This window comes from Nocardia sp. 149-1B, from assembly GCF_057747975.1.
Map to the genome: position 1 here is coordinate 1758949 of NZ_CM173233.1, position 18090 is coordinate 1777038.

Below are 18090 nucleotides of genomic sequence, written 5' to 3' on the forward strand. Positions count from 1 at the left end.
CACGGCCCTCGCCGTGGCGTGGGCGCTAGGCGCCGATCGCCTGCTGCCGGCGGCGCCGCCGGGCGTCGCGGCGGTGGAGGTGCAGCCACTGCAACGTGGCAAGGGTCGCGGTGAACACGACGCTGTAAGCGACAGCGTGGCCACGACTGTCGCCGAGCCACACGAGGACGGCTGCGAAGACGATCGCGGAGAGCACGAACGGCCCCACGGAGTACAGCCAGCGGTTGCGCACCGAGATCAACGCCATGGGTGCATGGTGACACGGGTGCCGCCGGTTGTGGAGGCCCCGAGCGGGCTCGGTGTCGTCGAGCACGCCGGTACCGTCGCGCTCATGACCGCTGACGGCGCACCCGGCCGGTGCACACCGGATCGCGCGCGCGTCGTCGTGCTCGACGCCGCCGGTTGGGCGTGGCGAGAGCGAGGCCCCACCCCCGAGGCGGTCCGCGCCTTCGGACTACACGAAGCGAGCTGCGCCGGCTGCCCGGTGGGGCCGGCCACGCGTGGACCGACGGACGCCTGGTCCTCAAGCCGGTCGGCTGCGTGCCGGAGCACACCTGGGTGTGCGAGGTGTACGCCGCGTGGAGCAGCGACGACGTACGCGTGCCCGAGCCGGTCGCACCGACTCGCGGGGCCGCCGGCGGCTGGTCGGTCGACGGTTGGGGAGCCCACGTCTTCGTGCCGGGCCGCGACGCGGACGTCGACCACGAGCTGACCCGGGTCAAGGAGGCGAGCGATGCGTTCCATGCCGGCCTCGGCGAACTGCCTCGGCCCGGCTTCATGGACGCGCGCGACGACCCCTGGGCGTACGGCGACCGACTCGCCTGGGAGGGTGCCGTGCCCGAGGGCGACGCCGAGACACTCGAGGTGATCGCGAGCCTGCGCGCCGCTCTGGCGCCCGTCACGAGCCCCGACCAGGCGATCCACGGCGACATCCTGCCGAACGTCCTGGTGGCGGACGGCAGGCCGCCGGCGGTCATCGACTGGCCGCCATACTTCCGGCCCGCGGCGACGGCCAACGCGATCGCCGCGGCGGACGCGGTGACGTTCCGCCGGGCACCGATGACGGTTCTCGACGCCTGGGCGACCGGTCCGGACTGGGACCAGCTGCTGGTCCGCGCCTTGCTCTACCGGCTAGGCCCGACCGGGATCTTCGCCCGGCGCGGGCGGCTCATGGGCAGTCTCGTCACGCACGTCGAGCGCGTCCGACCTGTCGTGGAGACGGTCCTGGCGCGCGCCTGACCTCGAGCACCTGCGACCCTGGACGGGTGAGTACGACGCAACCGCGCGCGCCCCGGCAATGGATCGGCCCGCTCGTGGCCGACCTGGTGTGCGTGCTCGCCCTCGCGATCGGCGGCAAGAGCTCGCACGAGGCGGGGGAGTCCGACTGGGTGGTGCTCGTGATCGTGTGGCCGTTCGCGCTCGCCGCCGTACTCGCGCACCTCTGGCTGGCGTCGCGGAGCCGTCCGGCCCAGCGGGTGTGGCCCGAGGGCGGCATCGTGCTCGTGGTGACCTACGCGGCCGGCATGGTCCTGCGCGGCATCTCGGGGCGTGGTCTCGCTCCGGGCTTCCTGGTCGTCGCGGCGGTGTTCCTCACCGTGACGATGCTCGGCTGGCGCCTCGTCGTGCCATTGCTCAGAAGACGGGCTCGAACGACGATGTGATCAGCCGCGAAGCTGATGCATCACGGATGTGCCTCGCACAGGGGGTGCGGGTGCTGGATAGTGGGGTCACCGCCCACCGTTCGTCCGGGAGAATGCCATGCGCCTCAAGCTCACCGCCGCTGTCGTCATCGCGGTGCTCACCGTGCTCGCACTGACCAACCCCGTGGTCGCGCAGGCGGCCAGGAAGATCACCGGGAAGGACATCAAGGACGGCTCGGTGACCACCAGGGACATCAGGGACGGCTCCCTGCGGTCGGCCGACTTCGCCGCGGGCCAGCTGCCCGGTGCGTCCGGCACGATCCCGGTGGGGAGGACGGTCACCGGCGTGCTCGCCTACGACACCACGACCAACACGCAGGACATCGACGAGGTCGTCCACGTGGACCTCCCGGGCAAGGCCCGGACGCCGTTGTCGGACGAGACCGTCAACTTCGCCCCCGACGATGTGTCCATCGGCACGAACGATGACGATGCGACGTGCACCGGCACCTTCGCGGCGCCCACTGCCCCTGCCGGCAAGGTGTGCATCTACGCCAGGAGCTCGAGTGCCTTCGCCCTGGTCTCAGGTGTGGTGGCGTTCTCTGACGACGTCTGGTCGAAGTCCGGGTTCGACGTGGTCGTCAAGACCAACACCGACAAGGCCCACGTCTTCCTCGACGCGAGCTGGGCCTACACGGCCTGACGGAGGCCTCGGCTCAGAGCGGCGCGAACGACGAGGTGAAGTGCCGCAGGCTCTTCGGCTCCTCGACGATCCGGTAGCCCGGGAGCGAAGCCGCGTGGGTGGACACCTCCTCGCAGACCTCGATCACGTAGTCGATGTGGCTCTGGGTGTAGGTGCGTCGCGGGATCGCCAGGCGCACCAGGTCCATGGCCGCCGGAGCCTCGGTGCCGTCCGGCTGCCGGCCGAACATCACGGTGCCGATCTCGCACGAGCGGATGCCGCCGGTCTCGTACAGCGCGACCGCGACCGACTGGCCCGGGTACTCCAGCGGGTCCAGGTGGGAGGCGAGCGCGCGGGCGTCGATGTAGACGGCGTGCCCGCCGAACGGGCTGAGCACCGGGATGCCGCGCTCCTGCAACGCCTCACCGAGATAGGCGGTCGACTGGATCCGGTAGCGCAGGTAGTCGTGCTGCACCACCTCCTTGAGCCCCTGGGCGAGCGCCTCCAGGTCGCGTCCGGCGAGCCCGCCGTACGTCGGGAAGCCCTCGGTGAGGATCAGCGTGTTGCGGCAGGACGCGGCGAGGTCGTCGTCGTTCATCGCGAGCCACCCGCCGATGTTGCCCATCGGGTCCTTCTTCGCGCTCATCGTCATCCCGTCGGCGAGCGCCGCGAGGTCGCGGACGATGTCGGCGACCTCCCGCTCGCCCTGGCCCTCCTCGCGCTCACGGATGAACCAGGCGTTCTCGGCGAACCGGCAGGCGTCGAGGAACAGCGGCTTGCCGTAGCGATCACAGATCTCGCGGACGCCGCGCAGGTTGGCCAGCGACACGGGCTGGCCGCCGCCGCTGTTGTTCGTGATCGTGACGAAGACGCACGGTACGTCGTCCGCACGCGCAGCCAGCAGCGTCTCCAGGGCCTCGAGGTCCATGTTGCCCTTGAACGGGTGCTGCGAGGACAGGTCGCGACCCTCGGGGACGGGGATGTCGACGGCCAGCGCCCCGGTGGCCTCGACGTTCGCGCGCGTCGTGTCGAAGTGGGTGTTGTTGGGGACCACCTTGCCGGGCCCACCGATGACCGAGAACAGGATCTTCTCCGCGGCCCGGCCCTGGTGGACGGGGATGACGTGCTCGAACGGGAACAGCTCACGCACCGCGTCCGCGAACAGGTAGTACGACGGGGAGCCGGCGTACGACTCGTCGCCGTGCTGGATCGCGGCCCACTGGTCGCGGCTCATCGCGCCCGTGCCCGAGTCGGTGAGCAGGTCGACGAGCACGTGCTCGGCGCGCACCTGGAACAGGTTGTACGCCGCCTCCTGCAGGTAGCCGCGGCGCTCGGCTCGGGTGCTCATCCGCAGCGGCTCCACGGAGTGGATGCGGAACGGCTCGAAGATCGTGCGGAAGGTGGGCTCGTCCATGCCTGCCATCGTGGCCCTGGACGCGGCTCGGGTGCACACCGACGCGCGGTGGATCCCCGGTCGGTGCGGATCGCCTCATGAGCCGGCACCCGGCGCCGATGGTCCAGACATGTCGGCCGTCTCTCGGAGCTGCCCCCGTGTCCTGCTGGTCCTCGCGACCATGGTCCTCGCGACGCTGGCCCTGGTCGCGCTCCCACCGGCACCACCGTCCCGCGCGGCCGCCCCGGAGCTGTCGGTGTCGCCCTCGACGTACGTCGCGGGCCAGCGGCTGACCTGGACCGGGAACGTCGGAGCCGCGGGGGTGCGCCCGCTCGTCCTGCAGTTCAACATGGGCCGCCCGGGAGACCGGTGGACGACCGTGGACGGGTTCCGTGCCTCGACCCGCGTCGACGGCAGCTTCGCGTTCGCCTACCCGGCGCCCGGGATGTTCGACATCCGCTACCGCGTCAAGGCTGGCGAGCACGTCTCGGCGTCCCGGGTGTTCTTCGCCAAGACCCAGGAGCTGACCCTGCGCGTCACCGGCCAGGCGGAGAACAACACGAGCGAGCCGGCGCTGGTGTCCGCGAACCGCCCGTTCGGCATCACGGTCGACACGACGCCCGACAACGTCTTCCGCAGCCCGGCCTCGCAGGGCCTGCCGGTCTTCTCGGGCAGGTCGTTGACGCTGCAGCGGCGCGTCGACGGCGACACCTGGCGCAGCATCGCCACGACGACCGTCGACTCCGACGGCCTCGGCCGGTTCGCCGGGCTCGCCGAGCCCGCCGGGGTCGCGGTGTTCCGGGTCCGGGAGGAGGACTACCGCCGGGACGGCAACCAGATCGGCTGGACTGCGTCGTTCCCGCTCTACGCGTACGTCGGCACGCAGGCCTGGGCCGAGCGCGAGGCACAGCTCGACGAGGCGCTGGCCGCGGTGTCGCTGCCGCCGCTCGGGGTCGCCGGCCTCGAGGGTGGTCCGACGCCCACGGCCGGCGGGACGTACGGCTGGTATCCGCTGTCCTGGGACTTCGACTGGGAGAAGGGCGAGTCGCTGACCGACCGCCCCGATCGAGGGACGCGGTCGCGGGGGCAGTGGGTCGACTACGCCGACGGCGGCGGCCGGGTCAGCAAGCAGAACGGCCAGCTGGCGCTCGACAGCAAGCGGTACTACGGAGCCGGCACCGGGGACTTCGGAACCACCCGCGCCACCCTGCGCGGCAACGCTGCGCGGCAGGGCCGCTGGGAGGCCCGGATGCGGATCCGCGGGGCCTACGAGAGCGGCGGGCGCGACTACCAGGTGCTGGCCGAGCTGGTGCCCGAGGACCCTGCTGACTACGACTGCGGGAAGCACAACATCGAGATCGCGCGCATCGCGGCGTTCTCGCGCCGGGTGTTCTTCGGCGCCCGGTCCCCGGCGTACCGCTGGTCCGGAGCGGCGACGGCCTCGGACACGCCGCTGCACTCCGCCTATGCGGTCGCCGTCGAGGTGTCCAAGAGCCACCTCACCTGGTTCCTCGACGGGAAGCCGATCGGCTCGGTCTCGGACCCGGCGTCCTACTCCGGGCTGCCGATGACGCTGCGGCTCTCCCTCGTCGGGGAGGGGCAGCGGGAGATGGACCAGCTGAGTCTGGTCTCGGACTGGCAGCGGGGCTTCCCACTCGACCCGGGGCGGCAGACCGTGAGCCGGCACCGCCTGCCGCGACACCCCGCCGCGGGTTGCTGACGGGTTCCCGGAGCTCGGCCGGCGTGGCACTAGGCTCCGAGGGTGGCCTCCCGCACCCGCGCCGCGACGTACGCTCGTCGCCGCAAGCGCCGGATGTCGCTCGTCGAGCACGACCTGACCGACGCCCAGTGGTTCGCGCTCATGGAGGCGTGGGGTGGCTGCGCCTACTGCGGCAACGAGGCCGCCGCCTTGCAGAAGGACTGCATGCTGCCGATCTCGCGCGGCGGTCGCTACACGCTCGTGAACGTCGTGCCGGCCTGTGCGTCGTGCAACGCCAGCAAGTGCAACACCGAGGTCACCACCTGGCTGCGCCGCAAGAAGCGCGACGACGGCGCATTCCTGCTCCGACAGGTGCAGATCGCGCACGCCCTCGCTGCTGACGCATCGTGAGCGGACCTCGCTCACGAGTGGGTCGGGTCAGAAGGGACCGCCGAAGTTCGGTCCGCTGGGGTTGTCGTAGTTCCCGACCTTCCCCTGGGTCAGCCGCTTGGCGCGGCGGACCTCGCCGTCGGCGATGCCGCGGCGACGGGGCCAGAAGGCCCACCCGGTCAAGCCGACAACCACCACGGCAACCACGATCCAGATCAACATCCGACCCCCTGAGAACGATGGAATGTCCCGTCAGCCTAGGCCTCGTCCGCGACCTCCGCCTCAACCACGCCGGATGGTCTCCCACGACTCCCACGTGGTGTGCAGGATCAGACCGGTGATCAACAGGCCGATGATCGGGTCCGCGATGGGCAGACCCACGGCGACGAACCCGGTCGAGACGATGATGCCGGCGCTGACGTAGCCGTCGGAGCGAGCGTGGTTGCCGTCGGCGACCAGGGCGGGGGAGTCGAGGCGACGCCCGGCGCGCCAGCGGATCACCGCGGCGATCTCGTTGCCGACGACGCCGACGATGCCGGCGACCAGCAGCGCCCACAGGTGGGTGGGAGTCTGCGGGTGCAGGAACCGCTCGATCACCTGGACCAGCGCGAGCAGGGCGCTGGCGAGGATGACCGCGACGACGAGGTAGCCCGCCCACCGCTCGCCCCGGCGGCTGCGCAGCACGAAGGCGATGCCGAGCGGGATCGCGGTCAAGGCGTCCCCGCCGTTGTGGATGACGTCGGTCAGCAGCGCCACGCTGCCGCTGAGCAGGAAGACCGCAAGCTGCACCAGCGCGGCAGCGAGCAGGACCGCGAGGCTCAGACTGACCGCCTTGACCCCCGCCCTGGACCGCACGATCGAGGGGTCGACCAGGCCATGGGAGTGCTCGCCGTGGTGGTCGTCGTGGTGGTGGTCGTCGTGGTGGTCGTGCGCCGGGTGGTCGGAGCGCGTACGTCGGGAGCTCATCGGACCCCATCCTCCGGGACGGGGTGGAGGTCGGTCGACTCCAGGCCGTTGCCGGGTGCCCGGCGGGCGGTCACACGCCGAGATCGGCGGCGCGCACCCGCTCGACCGCGACCGGCGGCCCGTCGAACTCGAGCCCGCGGGTCTGGTCGCGGCCGAACAGGAACAGCAACAGCTCGACCACCGGGCCGGTGATCGTGACCGGGTCGGGCCCCTTGCGCGCCGGTGCGGTCGCCCCGGTGTCGGCGCGACGGAGCACGGTCGGCTCGGGGAGCTTGCGACCGAACATCACGGCGCCCTTGCTCAGCTGGGACCACAGCGCGTCCAGGTCGGTCGAGGGCAGCGAGCGCGGCTCCCACTCGGGCTGCGCGCGGCGCAGGTCCTCGTGATGGACGACCAGCTCGACGGTGTTCATCAGCTGGTCGAGCACCGGCACGAGGCGCAACGGCGGTGACGGCCGGCGCAGACTCTCGACCGCTTCGCCGAAGGAGCGGTCGCGCCCGCGCGCCATCGCTCGCTCGGTCAACCCCGCGAGCGGGGGCACCACGTTGCCGAGCGACGAGACGGGTCGGCGCTCGCGGACCAGCAGGTGCGTGACCAGGTCGCGGGCGTCCCAGCCCTCGCACAGGGTCGGCGCGTCCGGCCCGAGGGTCAGGGCGAGGTCACACAGGTCGGTCCGCTCCCGGCGGGCGAGGGGCGTGCTCATGTCAGGAGACTATGTCGGGCTCCATGTCGGAGCCGGGGAATACCCTGTCCGGGCCGCGGGTTGCCCGCGAGGCGACATCGAGAGAGACGGACCGGGGACGCAGGTGGCGGACAAGCAGGGGAGCCGACGGGGCACCACCCGCGAGGGCTTCGCCGTACTCGCCGTCGCGATCCGGCGCGAGCCGTGGATCTTCACGGTCTCGACGATCGGCAGTGTGCTGTTCGGTGCGCTGACGGTCGCGGACGCGTGGGTGCTCGGCTGGTCGACCGACCACGTCGTGCTGCCGGCGTTCGACAACGGCGAGATCGGCACCGACATGCTGCTCGCGGTGCTCGCGCTGTTCCTCGGCGTCGCGATCCTGCGTGCCGTGGGCATCGTCGCGCGCCGGCTCGGGGCGGGTGTCATGCAGTACCGCATGCAGGCCCACACCCGGCGCGCCGTGACCCGCCAGTACCTCGCGCTCCCCATGGAGTGGCACCAGCGCCACCCGACCGGCCAGCTGCTGTCCAACGCCAACTCCGACGTCGAGGCCGCGTGGGGGCCGATCGCACCGCTTCCGATGGCCGTCGGCACCGTCGCCATGATGGTGATCGCGGTCGTGCAGATGTTCGCCGCCGATCTGGTGATGGCGCTCGTCGGCCTGTTGGTGTTCCCGGCCGTGATCGCCGCCAACCTCGCCTACCAACGGCTCGCGTCGCCCTTGATGACCCGCGCCCAACAGCTGCGCGCCGAGCTGAGCGAGGTCGCCCACGAGTCGTTCGACGGCGCCATGGTGGTCAAGACGCTGGGCCGGGAGCCGGAGGAGACGGCCCGGTTCGCCGCCAAGGCCGACCAGCTGCGCGAGGTCAACATCCGTGCCGGCCGCATCCGCGCGGCGTTCGACCCCACGCTGGCTGCGCTGCCCAACGTCGGCGTGCTGGTCGTCCTCGCGGTCGGTGTGCAGCGGGTGCTCAACGGCTCGACGGACGCCGGCGACGTGGTCACGGTCGCCTATCTGCTCACGATCGTCTCGTTCCCGATCCGCTCGATCGGCTGGCTCCTGGGGGAGTTCCCGCGCAGCGTGGTCGGCTACCAGCGGGTGCGCAGCGTGCTGCGCGCGACCGGCGAGATGCCGTACGGCGACCGGCCGGTCGCGACCGGTGAGGGCGGCGCCCGGCTCGAGGTCGACCGCCTCGCCTACCGCTACGAGCCCGACCAGCCGCTCCTCGACGGCGTGACGTTCAGCGCCGACCCGGGCCGCACGATCGCGATCGTCGGCGCCACCGCGTCGGGCAAGAGCACGCTCACCACGCTGATGTCCCGCCTGGTCGACCCCGACGCCGGGCGCATCCTGATCGACGGGACCGACCTGCGCGAGCTCGCCCGGGGCGAGCTGGCCCGCACCCTCGCGCTCGTGCCCCAGACGGCGTTCCTGTTCGACGACACCGTGCGCGGCAACGTCACCCTCGGCGCCGACGTGTCCGACGAGGAGGTCTGGGCGGCGCTGCGTGCCGCGCAGGCCGACGGGTTCGTGGCGGCGCTGCCCGACGGTCTCGACGCCCGGCTGGGCGAGCGTGGGACCTCGCTGTCCGGCGGCCAACGCCAGCGGATCTCGCTGGCCCGGGCCCTGGTGCGCCGCCCCCGGTTGCTGATCCTCGACGACGCGACCTCCGCGGTCGACCCCGAGGTCGAGGCGCGGATCCTCGAGGCGCTGCGCGCCGGTGGCGGCGGCAGCACCCTGGTCGTGGTCGCCTACCGCAAGGCGACGATCGGCCTGGCCGACGAGGTCGTGCACCTCGAGGACGGCCGGGTGGCCGACCGCGGCACCCACGCCGAGCTCCTGGCCCGCAGCCCCTCCTACGCCCACCTCGTCAACGCCTACGAGCAGCACCCGGGGATTGATGGCACCGCGGACGCCGCCGACCTGGTGGAGGAGACCACATGAGCACCGTGCTCGACTCCGGTGAGGAGATCGGTGCGATCGCGACGCTGCGCCGGGGTGTGCACTTCTCACCGGAGCTCAAGGAGGGCATCGGCTGGACCCTGGTGCTGGCGATCATCGCCTCGCTCGGCCAGGTCGTCGTCCCGATCGCGGTGCAGCAGACGCTCGACCGGGGCCTCAACGGGCCCGGTGGCCCGGACGTGTCCTTCACGGTGATCACCGGCATCGGTGCCGCGCTGGCGATCGCGCTGACCAGCTGGGCGTCGTACGCCATGACCGCGCGGCTGTTCACGGCCTCCGAGCGCGGGCTCGCCACGCTGCGCATCAAGGCGTTCCGCCACGTCCACGACCTGCCGTTGCTGACCCAGAACACCGAACGCCGCGGCGCGCTGGTCTCGCGGGTGACCAGCGACGTCGACCAGGTCAGCCAGTTCCTGGTCTTCGGCGGCCTGCTGTTCGTGGTCAGCGTCGGACAGGTGCTCGTCGCCACCGTGGTGATGGTGTTCTACAGCTGGCAGCTCGCGTTGGTGGTGTGGCTGTGCTTCGCCCCGCTGTTCTTGTCGCTGCGCTACTTCCAGCGCAAGCTCTCCGACGCCTACGGCACGGTCCGCCGGCAGGTCGGCGTGATGCTGTCGGCGATCTCTGAGCCGGTCGTCGGCGCCGCGGTGGTCCGTGCGTACGCCGTCGAGGCTCGCACCCAGGGGCGCATCGACGCCGCGGTGAGCGAGTACCAGGCCGCGAGCACCCGCGCCCAGGGCTTCACGGCGTTCTCGTTCTCCCTCGGCGGGGTGTCCGCGGGCCTGGCGAACGCCGGCGTGCTGATCGTCGGCATCTGGCTGGGCTTCGCGGGCGACATCACCGCCGGGCGTGTGCTCGCCTTCGCCTTCCTGGTCACGCTCTTCGTCGGACCGGTCCAGATGGGCACCCAGATCCTGACCGACGCCCAGAACGCCATCGCCGGGTGGCGCCGCGTGATCGGCATCCTCGACACCCCGGCCGACCTGGTCGACCCGGGCGCGGACGGCCGCACGCTGCCGCGCGGGCCGATCGACGTCCACCTCGACGACGTCACCTTCGCCTACCCGGGCGGCCCGCCGGTGCTGCGCGACATCGACCTCGCGATCACCGCCGGCACCCGTGTCGCGGTCGTCGGCGAGACCGGCTCGGGCAAGTCGACGATCGCCAAGCTGCTGACCCGGCTGATGGACCCCTCGCAGGGTGCCGTGCTGCTCGACGGCATCGACGTGCGTGAGATCGCCCAGGCCTCGATGCGGCGCAGCGTCGTGCTGGTGCCCCAGGAGGGCTTCCTGTTCGACGACACGATCGCCGCCAACGTGCGCTACGGGCGCCTGGAGGCCAGCGAGGAGGAGATCCTCGCGAGCGCCGCCGAGCTCGGCCTGGGCGACTGGGTCGCCGGCCTCCCGCACGGCCTCGCCACCCGGGTCGGCCAGCGCGGTGAGTCGCTGTCGGCGGGGGAGCGGCAGCTCGTCGCGCTCCTGCGTGCCCAGCTCGCCGACCCCGACCTCCTGGTGCTCGACGAGGCCACGAGCGCGGTCGACCCGGCACTCGAGATGCGCATCGGGCGTGCTCTCGAACGCCTGATGACGGGCCGCACCTCCGTCACGATCGCGCACCGGCTCTCCACGGCCGAGAGCGCGGACGAGGTGGTCGTCGTCGACCGGGGCCGGATCGTCCAGCGCGGGCCGCACACGGAGCTGGCGGCTCAGGAGGGATCCGTCTACGCCGGGCTGCACGCGAGCTGGACCGCTCAACAGGGTCCGAGCCGCTGACCGTGCCGAGCCGCGGCCGCGCGACCCGTCTCGAGATCGAGTGAGGGAGAATGGCGCAGTGACCCCTCTCCCGACCGACCTCGCCGACCGGCTCAAGCGCACCGCCGACGGGCTGGTCCCGGCGGTCGTCCAGCAGCACGACACCGGTGAGGTGCTGATGCTCGGGTGGATGGACGACGAGGCGCTGGCGCGCACGCTCACGACGGGCCGGGTCACCTACTGGAGCCGGTCGCGCCAGGAGTACTGGCTCAAGGGCGAGACGTCCGGCCACGTGCAGTGGGTCCGCGAGGTCCGCCTGGACTGCGACGGCGACACGCTGCTGGTCAAGGTCGACCAGGTCGGCGCAGCCTGCCACACCGGCGACCGCACGTGCTTCGACGCCGACCTCCTGCCGAGTGTCGACGCACGTGCCTGAGCCCCGGCGTACGTTCGGGCCCGTGGTGCTCGCGGGCCTGGCGACGGCCGGCGTCACCGCGATCGCCGGTGACCGCGCCGCCGCGTCCGCCGACGGTGACCAGGGCGCGGCACGCGCGCTCATCACCTACGACTCGCACCTGCCGCTGGTCACGGCCCTCGGACTGGTGGTCCTGGCCTGCTGGGGCGTCGTCCTGGTCACCCGCGGCCGGGTGCGCCGGGCGGTGGCCGCGCTCGGGGCCCTGGCCGCGCTCGGTGCGGTGGCGGCAGCGGTGGCGGGCTACCAGCAGGTGCCCGACCAGCTCCGCGACGAGCTCGCTCAGGTCGGGGTCACCGACGCCACCGTCTCCCACACCGTGTGGTTCTGGGTGGCGGCGACCGCCGCCGTGCTGTCGGTCGCGGCGGCGGTGGCCGCGGTGGCCTGGATGCCGGGCTGGCCCCAGATGGGCAGCCGGTACGACGCTCCCGGGTCGGCTCCGTCCCCTGCGGACGGCCCGGTCGTGCCGCCGGAGGAGCAGACCAGCCTGGATCTCTGGAAGGCGATCGACGAGGGTCGCGACCCCACGGCCGCCGAGCCTGAATAGACTGAGCGCTCGAGTCACCACTCGGGCCACCACCGGCCCGCCAGGACCCCCCGCACGAGGAGCCCCGCATGTCTGACAGCCACGGCAACACCCCCGCAGCCTGGACCGGCGTCGCGGTCGCGATGCTGGGCTTCGTCGTCGGTGCCGTGGGCCTGCTCCTCGACCCGGTCAGCTACCCGGTGTTCTGGGTGGGCGTCGGGCTCGGCGTGGCCTCGCTGGTCATCTTCGGCGTGATGGCCAAGCTCGGCTTCCACGAGTCCGGGCACTGAGGCGGCTCCGGCCGTGACCACCACCGCGCCCACCCCCACCGCCGAGGCGGTGACGGCGGCGAGCCGGTGGGACCGGATGGCGGCACCCGCGCTGACGATCGGCGCCCTCGGCGCGGCCACGCTGGCGCTGCACCTGCGTGACCCCCACCAGAGCGGGTCGTGGGGCTACTGCCTGAGCGCCGCCATGGGTGTGTGGTGCCCCGCGTGCGGGGGCCTGCGGGCTGTCAACGACCTCACGAACGGCGACATCGGCGCGGCCGCGTCCAGCAACCTGCTCTTCATCGTGCTGCTGCCCGGCATCGTCTTCCTGCTGGGCCGGTGGGTGGTCGACCGCTGGGTCGGGCGCGAGCGCGAGCCCGACCCCCGGCTGGTCACGGCGGGCACGATCACGCTGTGCGTGGTCGCGCTCGCGTTCGCCGTCGTGCGCAACCTCCCGTTCGGGTCCTGGCTCGCTCCCTGACGCGGTGCCCCTGACGGTCCGCCCCCGACGCGGCGCCCCTGAACGCAGAGGAGGGCCGCCCCCCGGCGGGGACGGCCCTCCTCGACGAGGTCGGATCAGTTCGACGTGTTGAACTCATAGCTGGTGTCGATCGCACCGCTCGCCCACAAGATGAGCACGACGGCGATGATCACCAGGGCGACCGCGCCGCAGATGAGGCCGGCGAGGGCCATGCCCGCGCCCTTCACCTGGCCGTTGGAGGCCGCGATCTCCTTGCGGCCGAGCACCCCGAACGCGATGCCGAGTACGCCGAGGATGATGCCCAGCGGCCAGCAGCAGATGCTGGGCAGGGCGATGATGCCGGTGACCAGCGAGGTGATCGCCTTGCCCGACGTCTTGGCCGGCACACCGCCCTGCGGCGGCACCGGAGCGCCGTACTGCGGGGGCGGGGGTGGCTCTGAGTAGCTCACGTGCTCGAAACCCTTCGTTGTGGCCGTCCGTCTGCCGGCCGCTTGGTGCGGACCCTACCGGTGCCCGGCCCGGGTGCGCAGCGCAGCGCCGTCCGCGCTCCGAGGCGAGGTCGGTCGACGACCGGCGGCGTGACAGACTTCGGGTGCCGCAAGGCTCCTGCCCGATCACGCCTCGCCGACCTGGCCCGCTGACTTGGAGTGCCCGCATGTCCGTGCTCGACGACATCGTGGCCGGGGTGCGGGTAGACCTCGCCGAGCGCGAGGCCGCGACCAGCCTGGCCGACCTGCGGGCCGCGCTCGCGGACGTCGACCCGCCGCGCGACCCGATGCCGCACTTCCGGGCGAGCGGCTCGAGCGTGATCGCCGAGGTCAAGCGCCGCAGCCCCAGCAAGGGCGACCTCGCCGCGATCCCCGACCCCGCCGAGCTGGCTCGCCGCTACGCGGCCGGCGGCGCCGCCGCGATCAGCGTGCTCACCGAGCAGCGCCGCTTCGGGGGCAGCATCGAGGACCTCCGCGCGGTGCGAGCCGCGGTCGGCACCCCGATCCTGCGCAAGGACTTCGTGGTCACCACCTACCAGGTCGTCGAGGCCCGCGCCGCGGGCGCCGACCTGGTGCTGCTGATCGTCGCCGCGCTGCCGGACGACGAGCTGCGCCGCCTCCACGACGAGGCCCGCGAGCTCGGACTGACCGTGCTCGTCGAGGTCCACGACGAGGCGGAGACCGAGCGGGCCGTCGAGCTCGGCGCCGAGCTGGTCGGTGTCAACGCTCGCAACCTCAAGACCCTCGCGATCCACGACGACACGTTCGGTCGGCTCGCCCCGCTCGTCCCGGACGACCGGGTCTTGGTCGCCGAGTCGGGCATCTTCGGCCCCGACGACGTGGCCCGGTTCGTGCGCGAGGGCGCCCGGGCCGTGCTGGTCGGTGAGGCGCTCGTGAAGGACGGCGACCCCGAGGCCGCCGTACGACGGATGACAGGAGTCACGCGATGACGACCCGCCCCGAGAGGACGACGACGTACGACGCGGACGCCCTCGGGTGGTTCGGCGGTCCGGAGGAGGGCTTCGGTGGCCGGTTCATGCCCGAGGCGCTGATCGCCGCGCTCGACGAGCTGACCGCGGCGTGGCAGGAGGCCATGGCCGACTCGGAGTTCGTTGCGGAGTTCGACGCGATCCTGCGCGAGTACGCCGGGCTGCCGAGCCCGCTGTACTTCGCCGAGCGGCTCAGCGCCAAGGTCGGCGCGCGGGTCCTGCTCAAGCGCGAGGACCTCAACCACACCGGTGCGCACAAGATCCGCAACGTGCTGGGCCAGGCGCTGCTCACCCGCCGGATGGGCAAGACGCGGGTGATCGCGGAGACCGGGGCCGGTCAGCACGGCGTGGCCAGCGCCACCGCCGCGGCCTACTTCGGCCTCGACTGCACGGTCTACATGGGCTCGGTCGACACCCGGCGGCAGGCGCTCAACGTGGCGCGGATGAAGCTCCTGGGCGCGAAGGTGGTCCCGGTCGACTCCGGCAGCGCGACGCTCAAGGACGCGATCAACGAGGCGCTGCGCGACTGGGTCGCGAGCGTCGACCACACGGCGTACCTCTTCGGCACCGCGGCGGGCCCGCACCCGTTCCCCAGCATGGTGCGCGACTTCACCCGCGGCATCGGTGACGAGTCCCGCGCCCAGTGCCTGGAGCGCTACGGACGGCTCCCGGACGCCATCGCGGCGTGCGTGGGCGGTGGCTCCAACGCCATCGGGCTCTTCACCGCGTTCCTCGACGACCCCGAGGTCGCGATCTACGGGTTCGAGGCCGGCGGCGAGGGCTTCGAGACCGGTCGCCACGCGGCGACCATCCACGCCGGGGAGAGCGGTGTCCTCCACGGTGCGCGCACCTACGTCCTGCAGGACGAGGACGGGCAGACCATGGAGTCCCACTCGATCTCGGCGGGCCTCGACTACCCGGGCGTCGGCCCGCAGCACGCGTACCTGGCCGCCACCGGCCGCGCGACCTACCTGCCGGTGACCGATGACGAGGCGATGGAGGCGCTCGCGCTGCTCAGCCGCACCGAGGGCATCATCCCGGCCGTCGAGTCCGCGCACGCCGTCGCCGGAGCGCTCCGGGTCGCCGAGCGGCTCGCCGCCGAGAAGGGCCCCGACGCGTTGGTGCTGATCAACCTCAGCGGCCGCGGCGACAAGGACATGGGCACCGCGATCGAGTACTTCGGGTTGGCCGACCCCGATGACGTCACCGAGGAGCCCGTGGGATGAGCACACGCACCGCGTTCGAGACGGCCCGGGCCGAGGGCCGGGCGGCGCTGGTCGGCTACCTGCCCGCCGGCTTCCCCGACGTCGACGGCGGCATCGAGGCGCTGCTCGCGATGGTCGACGCCGGCTGCGACGTCATCGAGATCGGCCTGCCCTACAGCGACCCCGTGATGGACGGGCCCACGATCCAGGCCGCCGCCCAGCAGGCGCTCGAGCGTGGCGTCCGCACCAGCGACGTGCTGCGCACCGTCGAGGCCGTCGCCGCCACCGGCACCCCCGCGGTCGTGATGACCTACTGGAACCCCATCGTGCGGTACGGCGTCGCCCGGTTCGCCACCGACCTCGCGAACGCCGGGGGAGCGGGGCTGATCACCCCCGACCTCACGCCCGACAGTGGACCGGACTGGGTCGCCGCGGCCGACGCGCACGACCTCGACAAGGTCTTCCTGGTCGCCCCGTCCTCGACCGACGAGCGGATCGCGATGACGACGGCGGCGTGCCGGGGCTTCGTCTACGCGACCGCGGTGATGGGCGTGACCGGCGCCCGCACCACCACCAGCGACCTGGCCGGCCCGCTCGTGGCCCGCACCCGGCTCACCACCGATCTGCCCGTCGCCGTCGGTCTCGGGGTCAGCAACGGCGACCAGGCGGCCGAGTTGGCCGCCAAGGACGGGATCGGTGCCGACGGCGTGATCGTCGGCTCCGCGTTCGTCCGCACCTTGCTCGACCACCCCGACGACCGGGCCGCGGGCCTGCGGGCGCTCACCGCGCTGACCGAGGACCTGGCAGGTGGGGTCCGGCGTGCGTAGGACCCCGCTGAGCCGACTCGGCGCGTCCCTGCTCGGGCTCTGTCTCGCGGTGCTGCTCGGCGCCTGCGGCGGCAGCTCGGAGGCGGGCGACGGCGGCTACCGGGCCGCGCTGACCCACGATGCCTACACGGTCCCGGCCACGCCCCTGACCGACACCGACGGGCAACCGTTCTCCTTGACGAAGGACACCGACAAGCCGGTGACGCTGGTGTTCTTCGGCTACAGCAGCTGTCCCGACATCTGTCAGGTCGTGATGGCCAACATCGCCTCCGCCCTGACCCGGCTCGACGACGCCGACCGCAAGTCCGTGGACGTCGTGTTCGTGACCACCGACCCCAAGGTCGACACCGAGCAGCACCTGCGGGACTACCTCGACCGCTTCGATCCCTCCTTCATCGGGCTCACCGGCGACCTCGACACGATCGCCGCGGTCGGCAAGCCGCTGGCGGTGTACGTCGCCGACGGTGCGCGGCTGCCCAGCGGCGGTCGTGACCTCAACAGCCACTCCACCCAGATCAGCGCGATCACCGCCGACGACACCTCGCCGCTGCTCTGGACCCAGGACACCTCGTCTGCCGACCTGGCCGCCGATCTCCACACGCTGCTCGCCCAGGAGGCGGACCGGTGACCCTGCTCACGTCGAACCTCACGACCCAGCTGACCGTCCTGTCGATCCCGAGTCCGTCCTCGGGTGTCTGGCACCTGGGCCCGCTCCCGATCCGTGGCTACGCGCTCTCGATCATCCTCGGGATCATCGCCGCGATCTGGATCGGCGAGCGGCGCTGGGTGGCCCGCGGCGGCCGGCCGGGCGAGGTCCAGGACCTCGCCCTGTGGGCGGTGCCGTTCGGCTTGGTCGGCGGCCGGCTCTACCACGTCGCGACCGACCACGACCTGTACTTCGGTGCCGGCAAGCACGCGATCGACGCGCTCTACGTGTGGCGTGGCGGCCTCGGGGTGTGGGGCGCGGTCGCGGCGGGTGCGCTCGGGGTCTACCTGGGTGCGCGCAGCAAGGGCATCCGGATGCTGCCGGTGCTCGACGCGCTGGCACCCGGGGTCCTGGTCGCCCAGGCGATCGGACGGTGGGGCAACTGGTTCAACCAAGAGCTGTTCGGCAAGCCCACCAGCCTGCCGTGGGGACTGAAGATCGACGTCGACCACCGCCCTCTCGGCTACCTCACCGACCCGACGTTCCACCCGACGTTCCTCTACGAGTTCGTGTGGAACCTGGCCGCGTTCGCCTTCGTGATCTGGGCCGACCGCCGCTTCCGGCTCGGCCACGGGCGAGTCCTGGCGCTCTACGTGATGACCTACACGCTGGGTCGTGGCTGGATCGAGATGCTGCGCATCGACTCCGTGGAGCTCTCCGACGTCGGCGGACTGCGCTTCAACGTGTGGACCTCGATCGTGCTGTTCGTCGTCGCGGCCGTGTGCTTCGTGGTCAGCGCCCGCCGGCGTCCCGGACGCGAGGAGCAGGTGTACGGCGGCGACCAGGCCGACCACCAGGCCGACCACCAGGTCGAGGACCGGGCCGACGGCCGGATCGGCGACCGGGAGGACCACGACGCGGACCACGCGGACGAGCAGCCCTCGCCGGGGTCACCCGGTGGTAATCTCTGAAGCTCCGCTAGGGCCAATGTCGTCCCCTGCACCTGGCCGGGTCTCCCGGCCTC

Annotated in this window: 22 protein-coding genes; 16 read left to right on the forward strand and 6 right to left on the reverse strand. The window is 72.3% G+C overall.

The window, feature by feature from the left end; translation table 11 throughout:
- Window positions 1-25: 25 nt before the first annotated feature.
- Window positions 26-247: a hypothetical protein gene (locus tag AC3ANS_RS08415; protein WP_488295706.1), complete on the reverse strand. Its 222-nt coding sequence runs from the start codon at window positions 245-247 to the stop codon at window positions 26-28.
- A gap of 293 nt (window positions 248-540) precedes the next feature.
- Here AC3ANS_RS08415 and AC3ANS_RS08420 point away from each other — a divergent pair, with 293 nt between their 5' ends.
- The 3 genes from AC3ANS_RS08420 to AC3ANS_RS08430 all read left to right on the forward strand — a co-directional run bounded on the left by AC3ANS_RS08420 (window position 541) and on the right by AC3ANS_RS08430 (window position 2343).
- Window positions 541-1239, forward strand: coding sequence for a hypothetical protein (locus tag AC3ANS_RS08420; RefSeq protein WP_488295707.1), 699 nt, complete (start codon window positions 541-543; stop codon window positions 1237-1239).
- Window positions 1240-1265: 26 nt separating this feature from the next.
- Window positions 1266-1661: a DUF3054 domain-containing protein gene (locus tag AC3ANS_RS08425; RefSeq protein ID WP_488295708.1), complete on the forward strand. Its 396-nt coding sequence runs from the start codon at window positions 1266-1268 to the stop codon at window positions 1659-1661.
- A gap of 97 nt (window positions 1662-1758) precedes the next feature.
- A complete protein-coding gene (locus tag AC3ANS_RS08430) occupies window positions 1759-2343 on the forward strand; it encodes a hypothetical protein (RefSeq protein ID WP_488295709.1) in 585 nt (194 codons plus the stop codon).
- A gap of 13 nt (window positions 2344-2356) precedes the next feature.
- Here the strand turns inward: AC3ANS_RS08430 and AC3ANS_RS08435 are convergent, their stop codons facing one another.
- Complete coding sequence (locus tag AC3ANS_RS08435; protein ID WP_488295710.1) at window positions 2357-3736, reverse strand: tryptophanase; 1380 nt, start codon at window positions 3734-3736, stop codon at window positions 2357-2359.
- A 109-nt stretch (window positions 3737-3845) separates the two neighbouring features.
- Here AC3ANS_RS08435 and AC3ANS_RS08440 point away from each other — a divergent pair, with 109 nt between their 5' ends.
- Window positions 3846-5435 (forward strand): hypothetical protein, encoded by a 1590-nt coding sequence (locus AC3ANS_RS08440; RefSeq protein WP_488295711.1) that lies wholly within the window; start codon window positions 3846-3848, stop codon window positions 5433-5435.
- Window positions 5436-5528: 93 nt separating this feature from the next.
- Window positions 5529-5825, forward strand: coding sequence for an HNH endonuclease (locus AC3ANS_RS08445; protein WP_488296459.1), 297 nt, complete (start codon window positions 5529-5531; stop codon window positions 5823-5825).
- Between the two features lie 27 nt (window positions 5826-5852).
- Here AC3ANS_RS08445 and AC3ANS_RS08450 read toward each other — a convergent pair whose 3' ends face one another.
- The 3 genes from AC3ANS_RS08450 to AC3ANS_RS08460 all read right to left on the reverse strand — a co-directional run bounded on the left by AC3ANS_RS08450 (window position 5853) and on the right by AC3ANS_RS08460 (window position 7473).
- Entirely contained in the window at window positions 5853-6026 is a 174-nt protein-coding gene (locus AC3ANS_RS08450) for a hypothetical protein (RefSeq protein WP_488295712.1), read from the reverse strand.
- A gap of 60 nt (window positions 6027-6086) precedes the next feature.
- The gene (locus AC3ANS_RS08455) at window positions 6087-6770 is read right to left on the reverse strand and encodes a cation diffusion facilitator family transporter (protein WP_488295713.1); all 684 of its coding nucleotides are present in this window, start codon (window positions 6768-6770) and stop codon (window positions 6087-6089) included.
- A gap of 70 nt (window positions 6771-6840) precedes the next feature.
- The gene (locus AC3ANS_RS08460) at window positions 6841-7473 is read right to left on the reverse strand and encodes a TIGR03085 family metal-binding protein (RefSeq protein ID WP_488295714.1); all 633 of its coding nucleotides are present in this window, start codon (window positions 7471-7473) and stop codon (window positions 6841-6843) included.
- 103 nt (window positions 7474-7576) lie between these two features.
- Here AC3ANS_RS08460 and AC3ANS_RS08465 point away from each other — a divergent pair, with 103 nt between their 5' ends.
- The 6 genes from AC3ANS_RS08465 to AC3ANS_RS08490 all read left to right on the forward strand — a co-directional run bounded on the left by AC3ANS_RS08465 (window position 7577) and on the right by AC3ANS_RS08490 (window position 12911).
- Window positions 7577-9397: an ABC transporter ATP-binding protein gene (locus AC3ANS_RS08465; protein ID WP_488295715.1), complete on the forward strand. Its 1821-nt coding sequence runs from the start codon at window positions 7577-7579 to the stop codon at window positions 9395-9397.
- The gene (locus AC3ANS_RS08470) at window positions 9394-11184 is read left to right on the forward strand and encodes an ABC transporter ATP-binding protein (protein ID WP_488295716.1); all 1791 of its coding nucleotides are present in this window, start codon (window positions 9394-9396) and stop codon (window positions 11182-11184) included. Before AC3ANS_RS08465 ends, AC3ANS_RS08470 begins: the two co-directional genes overlap by 4 nt.
- A 58-nt stretch (window positions 11185-11242) precedes the next feature.
- A complete protein-coding gene (gene hisI / locus AC3ANS_RS08475; protein ID WP_488295717.1) occupies window positions 11243-11599 on the forward strand; it encodes a phosphoribosyl-AMP cyclohydrolase in 357 nt (118 codons plus the stop codon).
- On the forward strand, window positions 11592-12182 hold the full coding sequence (locus AC3ANS_RS08480; RefSeq protein ID WP_488295718.1) for a Trp biosynthesis-associated membrane protein: 591 nt from the start codon (window positions 11592-11594) through the stop codon (window positions 12180-12182). The genes hisI and AC3ANS_RS08480 overlap by 8 nt, the downstream gene beginning before the upstream one ends.
- Before the next feature lie 68 nt (window positions 12183-12250).
- Window positions 12251-12451, forward strand: a complete 201-nt coding sequence (locus AC3ANS_RS08485) for an HGxxPAAW family protein (RefSeq protein ID WP_488295719.1) — start codon at window positions 12251-12253, stop codon at window positions 12449-12451.
- Between the two features lie 13 nt (window positions 12452-12464).
- On the forward strand, window positions 12465-12911 hold the full coding sequence (locus tag AC3ANS_RS08490; RefSeq protein WP_488295720.1) for a DUF2752 domain-containing protein: 447 nt from the start codon (window positions 12465-12467) through the stop codon (window positions 12909-12911).
- Window positions 12912-13006: 95 nt separating this feature from the next.
- On the opposite strand, the gene AC3ANS_RS08495 is transcribed toward AC3ANS_RS08490, so the two are convergent.
- Window positions 13007-13360 (reverse strand): DUF4190 domain-containing protein, encoded by a 354-nt coding sequence (locus AC3ANS_RS08495; protein ID WP_488295721.1) that lies wholly within the window; start codon window positions 13358-13360, stop codon window positions 13007-13009.
- A 206-nt stretch (window positions 13361-13566) separates the two neighbouring features.
- Here AC3ANS_RS08495 and trpC point away from each other — a divergent pair, with 206 nt between their 5' ends.
- Genes trpC through lgt form a run of 5 tightly spaced genes read left to right on the forward strand, consistent with a single transcriptional unit; the run spans window position 13567 to window position 18037 of the window.
- Window positions 13567-14349, forward strand: a complete 783-nt coding sequence (trpC, locus tag AC3ANS_RS08500; protein ID WP_488295722.1) for an indole-3-glycerol phosphate synthase TrpC — start codon at window positions 13567-13569, stop codon at window positions 14347-14349.
- Window positions 14346-15614: a tryptophan synthase subunit beta gene (gene trpB / locus AC3ANS_RS08505; RefSeq protein ID WP_488295723.1), complete on the forward strand. Its 1269-nt coding sequence runs from the start codon at window positions 14346-14348 to the stop codon at window positions 15612-15614. Before trpC ends, trpB begins: the two co-directional genes overlap by 4 nt.
- Window positions 15611-16420 (forward strand): tryptophan synthase subunit alpha, encoded by an 810-nt coding sequence (gene trpA / locus AC3ANS_RS08510; RefSeq protein ID WP_488295724.1) that lies wholly within the window; start codon window positions 15611-15613, stop codon window positions 16418-16420. Before trpB ends, trpA begins: the two co-directional genes overlap by 4 nt.
- Complete coding sequence (locus tag AC3ANS_RS08515) at window positions 16413-17048, forward strand: SCO family protein (protein WP_488295725.1); 636 nt, start codon at window positions 16413-16415, stop codon at window positions 17046-17048. The genes trpA and AC3ANS_RS08515 overlap by 8 nt, the downstream gene beginning before the upstream one ends.
- Entirely contained in the window at window positions 17045-18037 is a 993-nt protein-coding gene (lgt, locus tag AC3ANS_RS08520) for a prolipoprotein diacylglyceryl transferase (RefSeq protein WP_488295726.1), read from the forward strand. The genes AC3ANS_RS08515 and lgt overlap by 4 nt, the downstream gene beginning before the upstream one ends.
- Window positions 18038-18090: the final 53 nt, after the last annotated feature.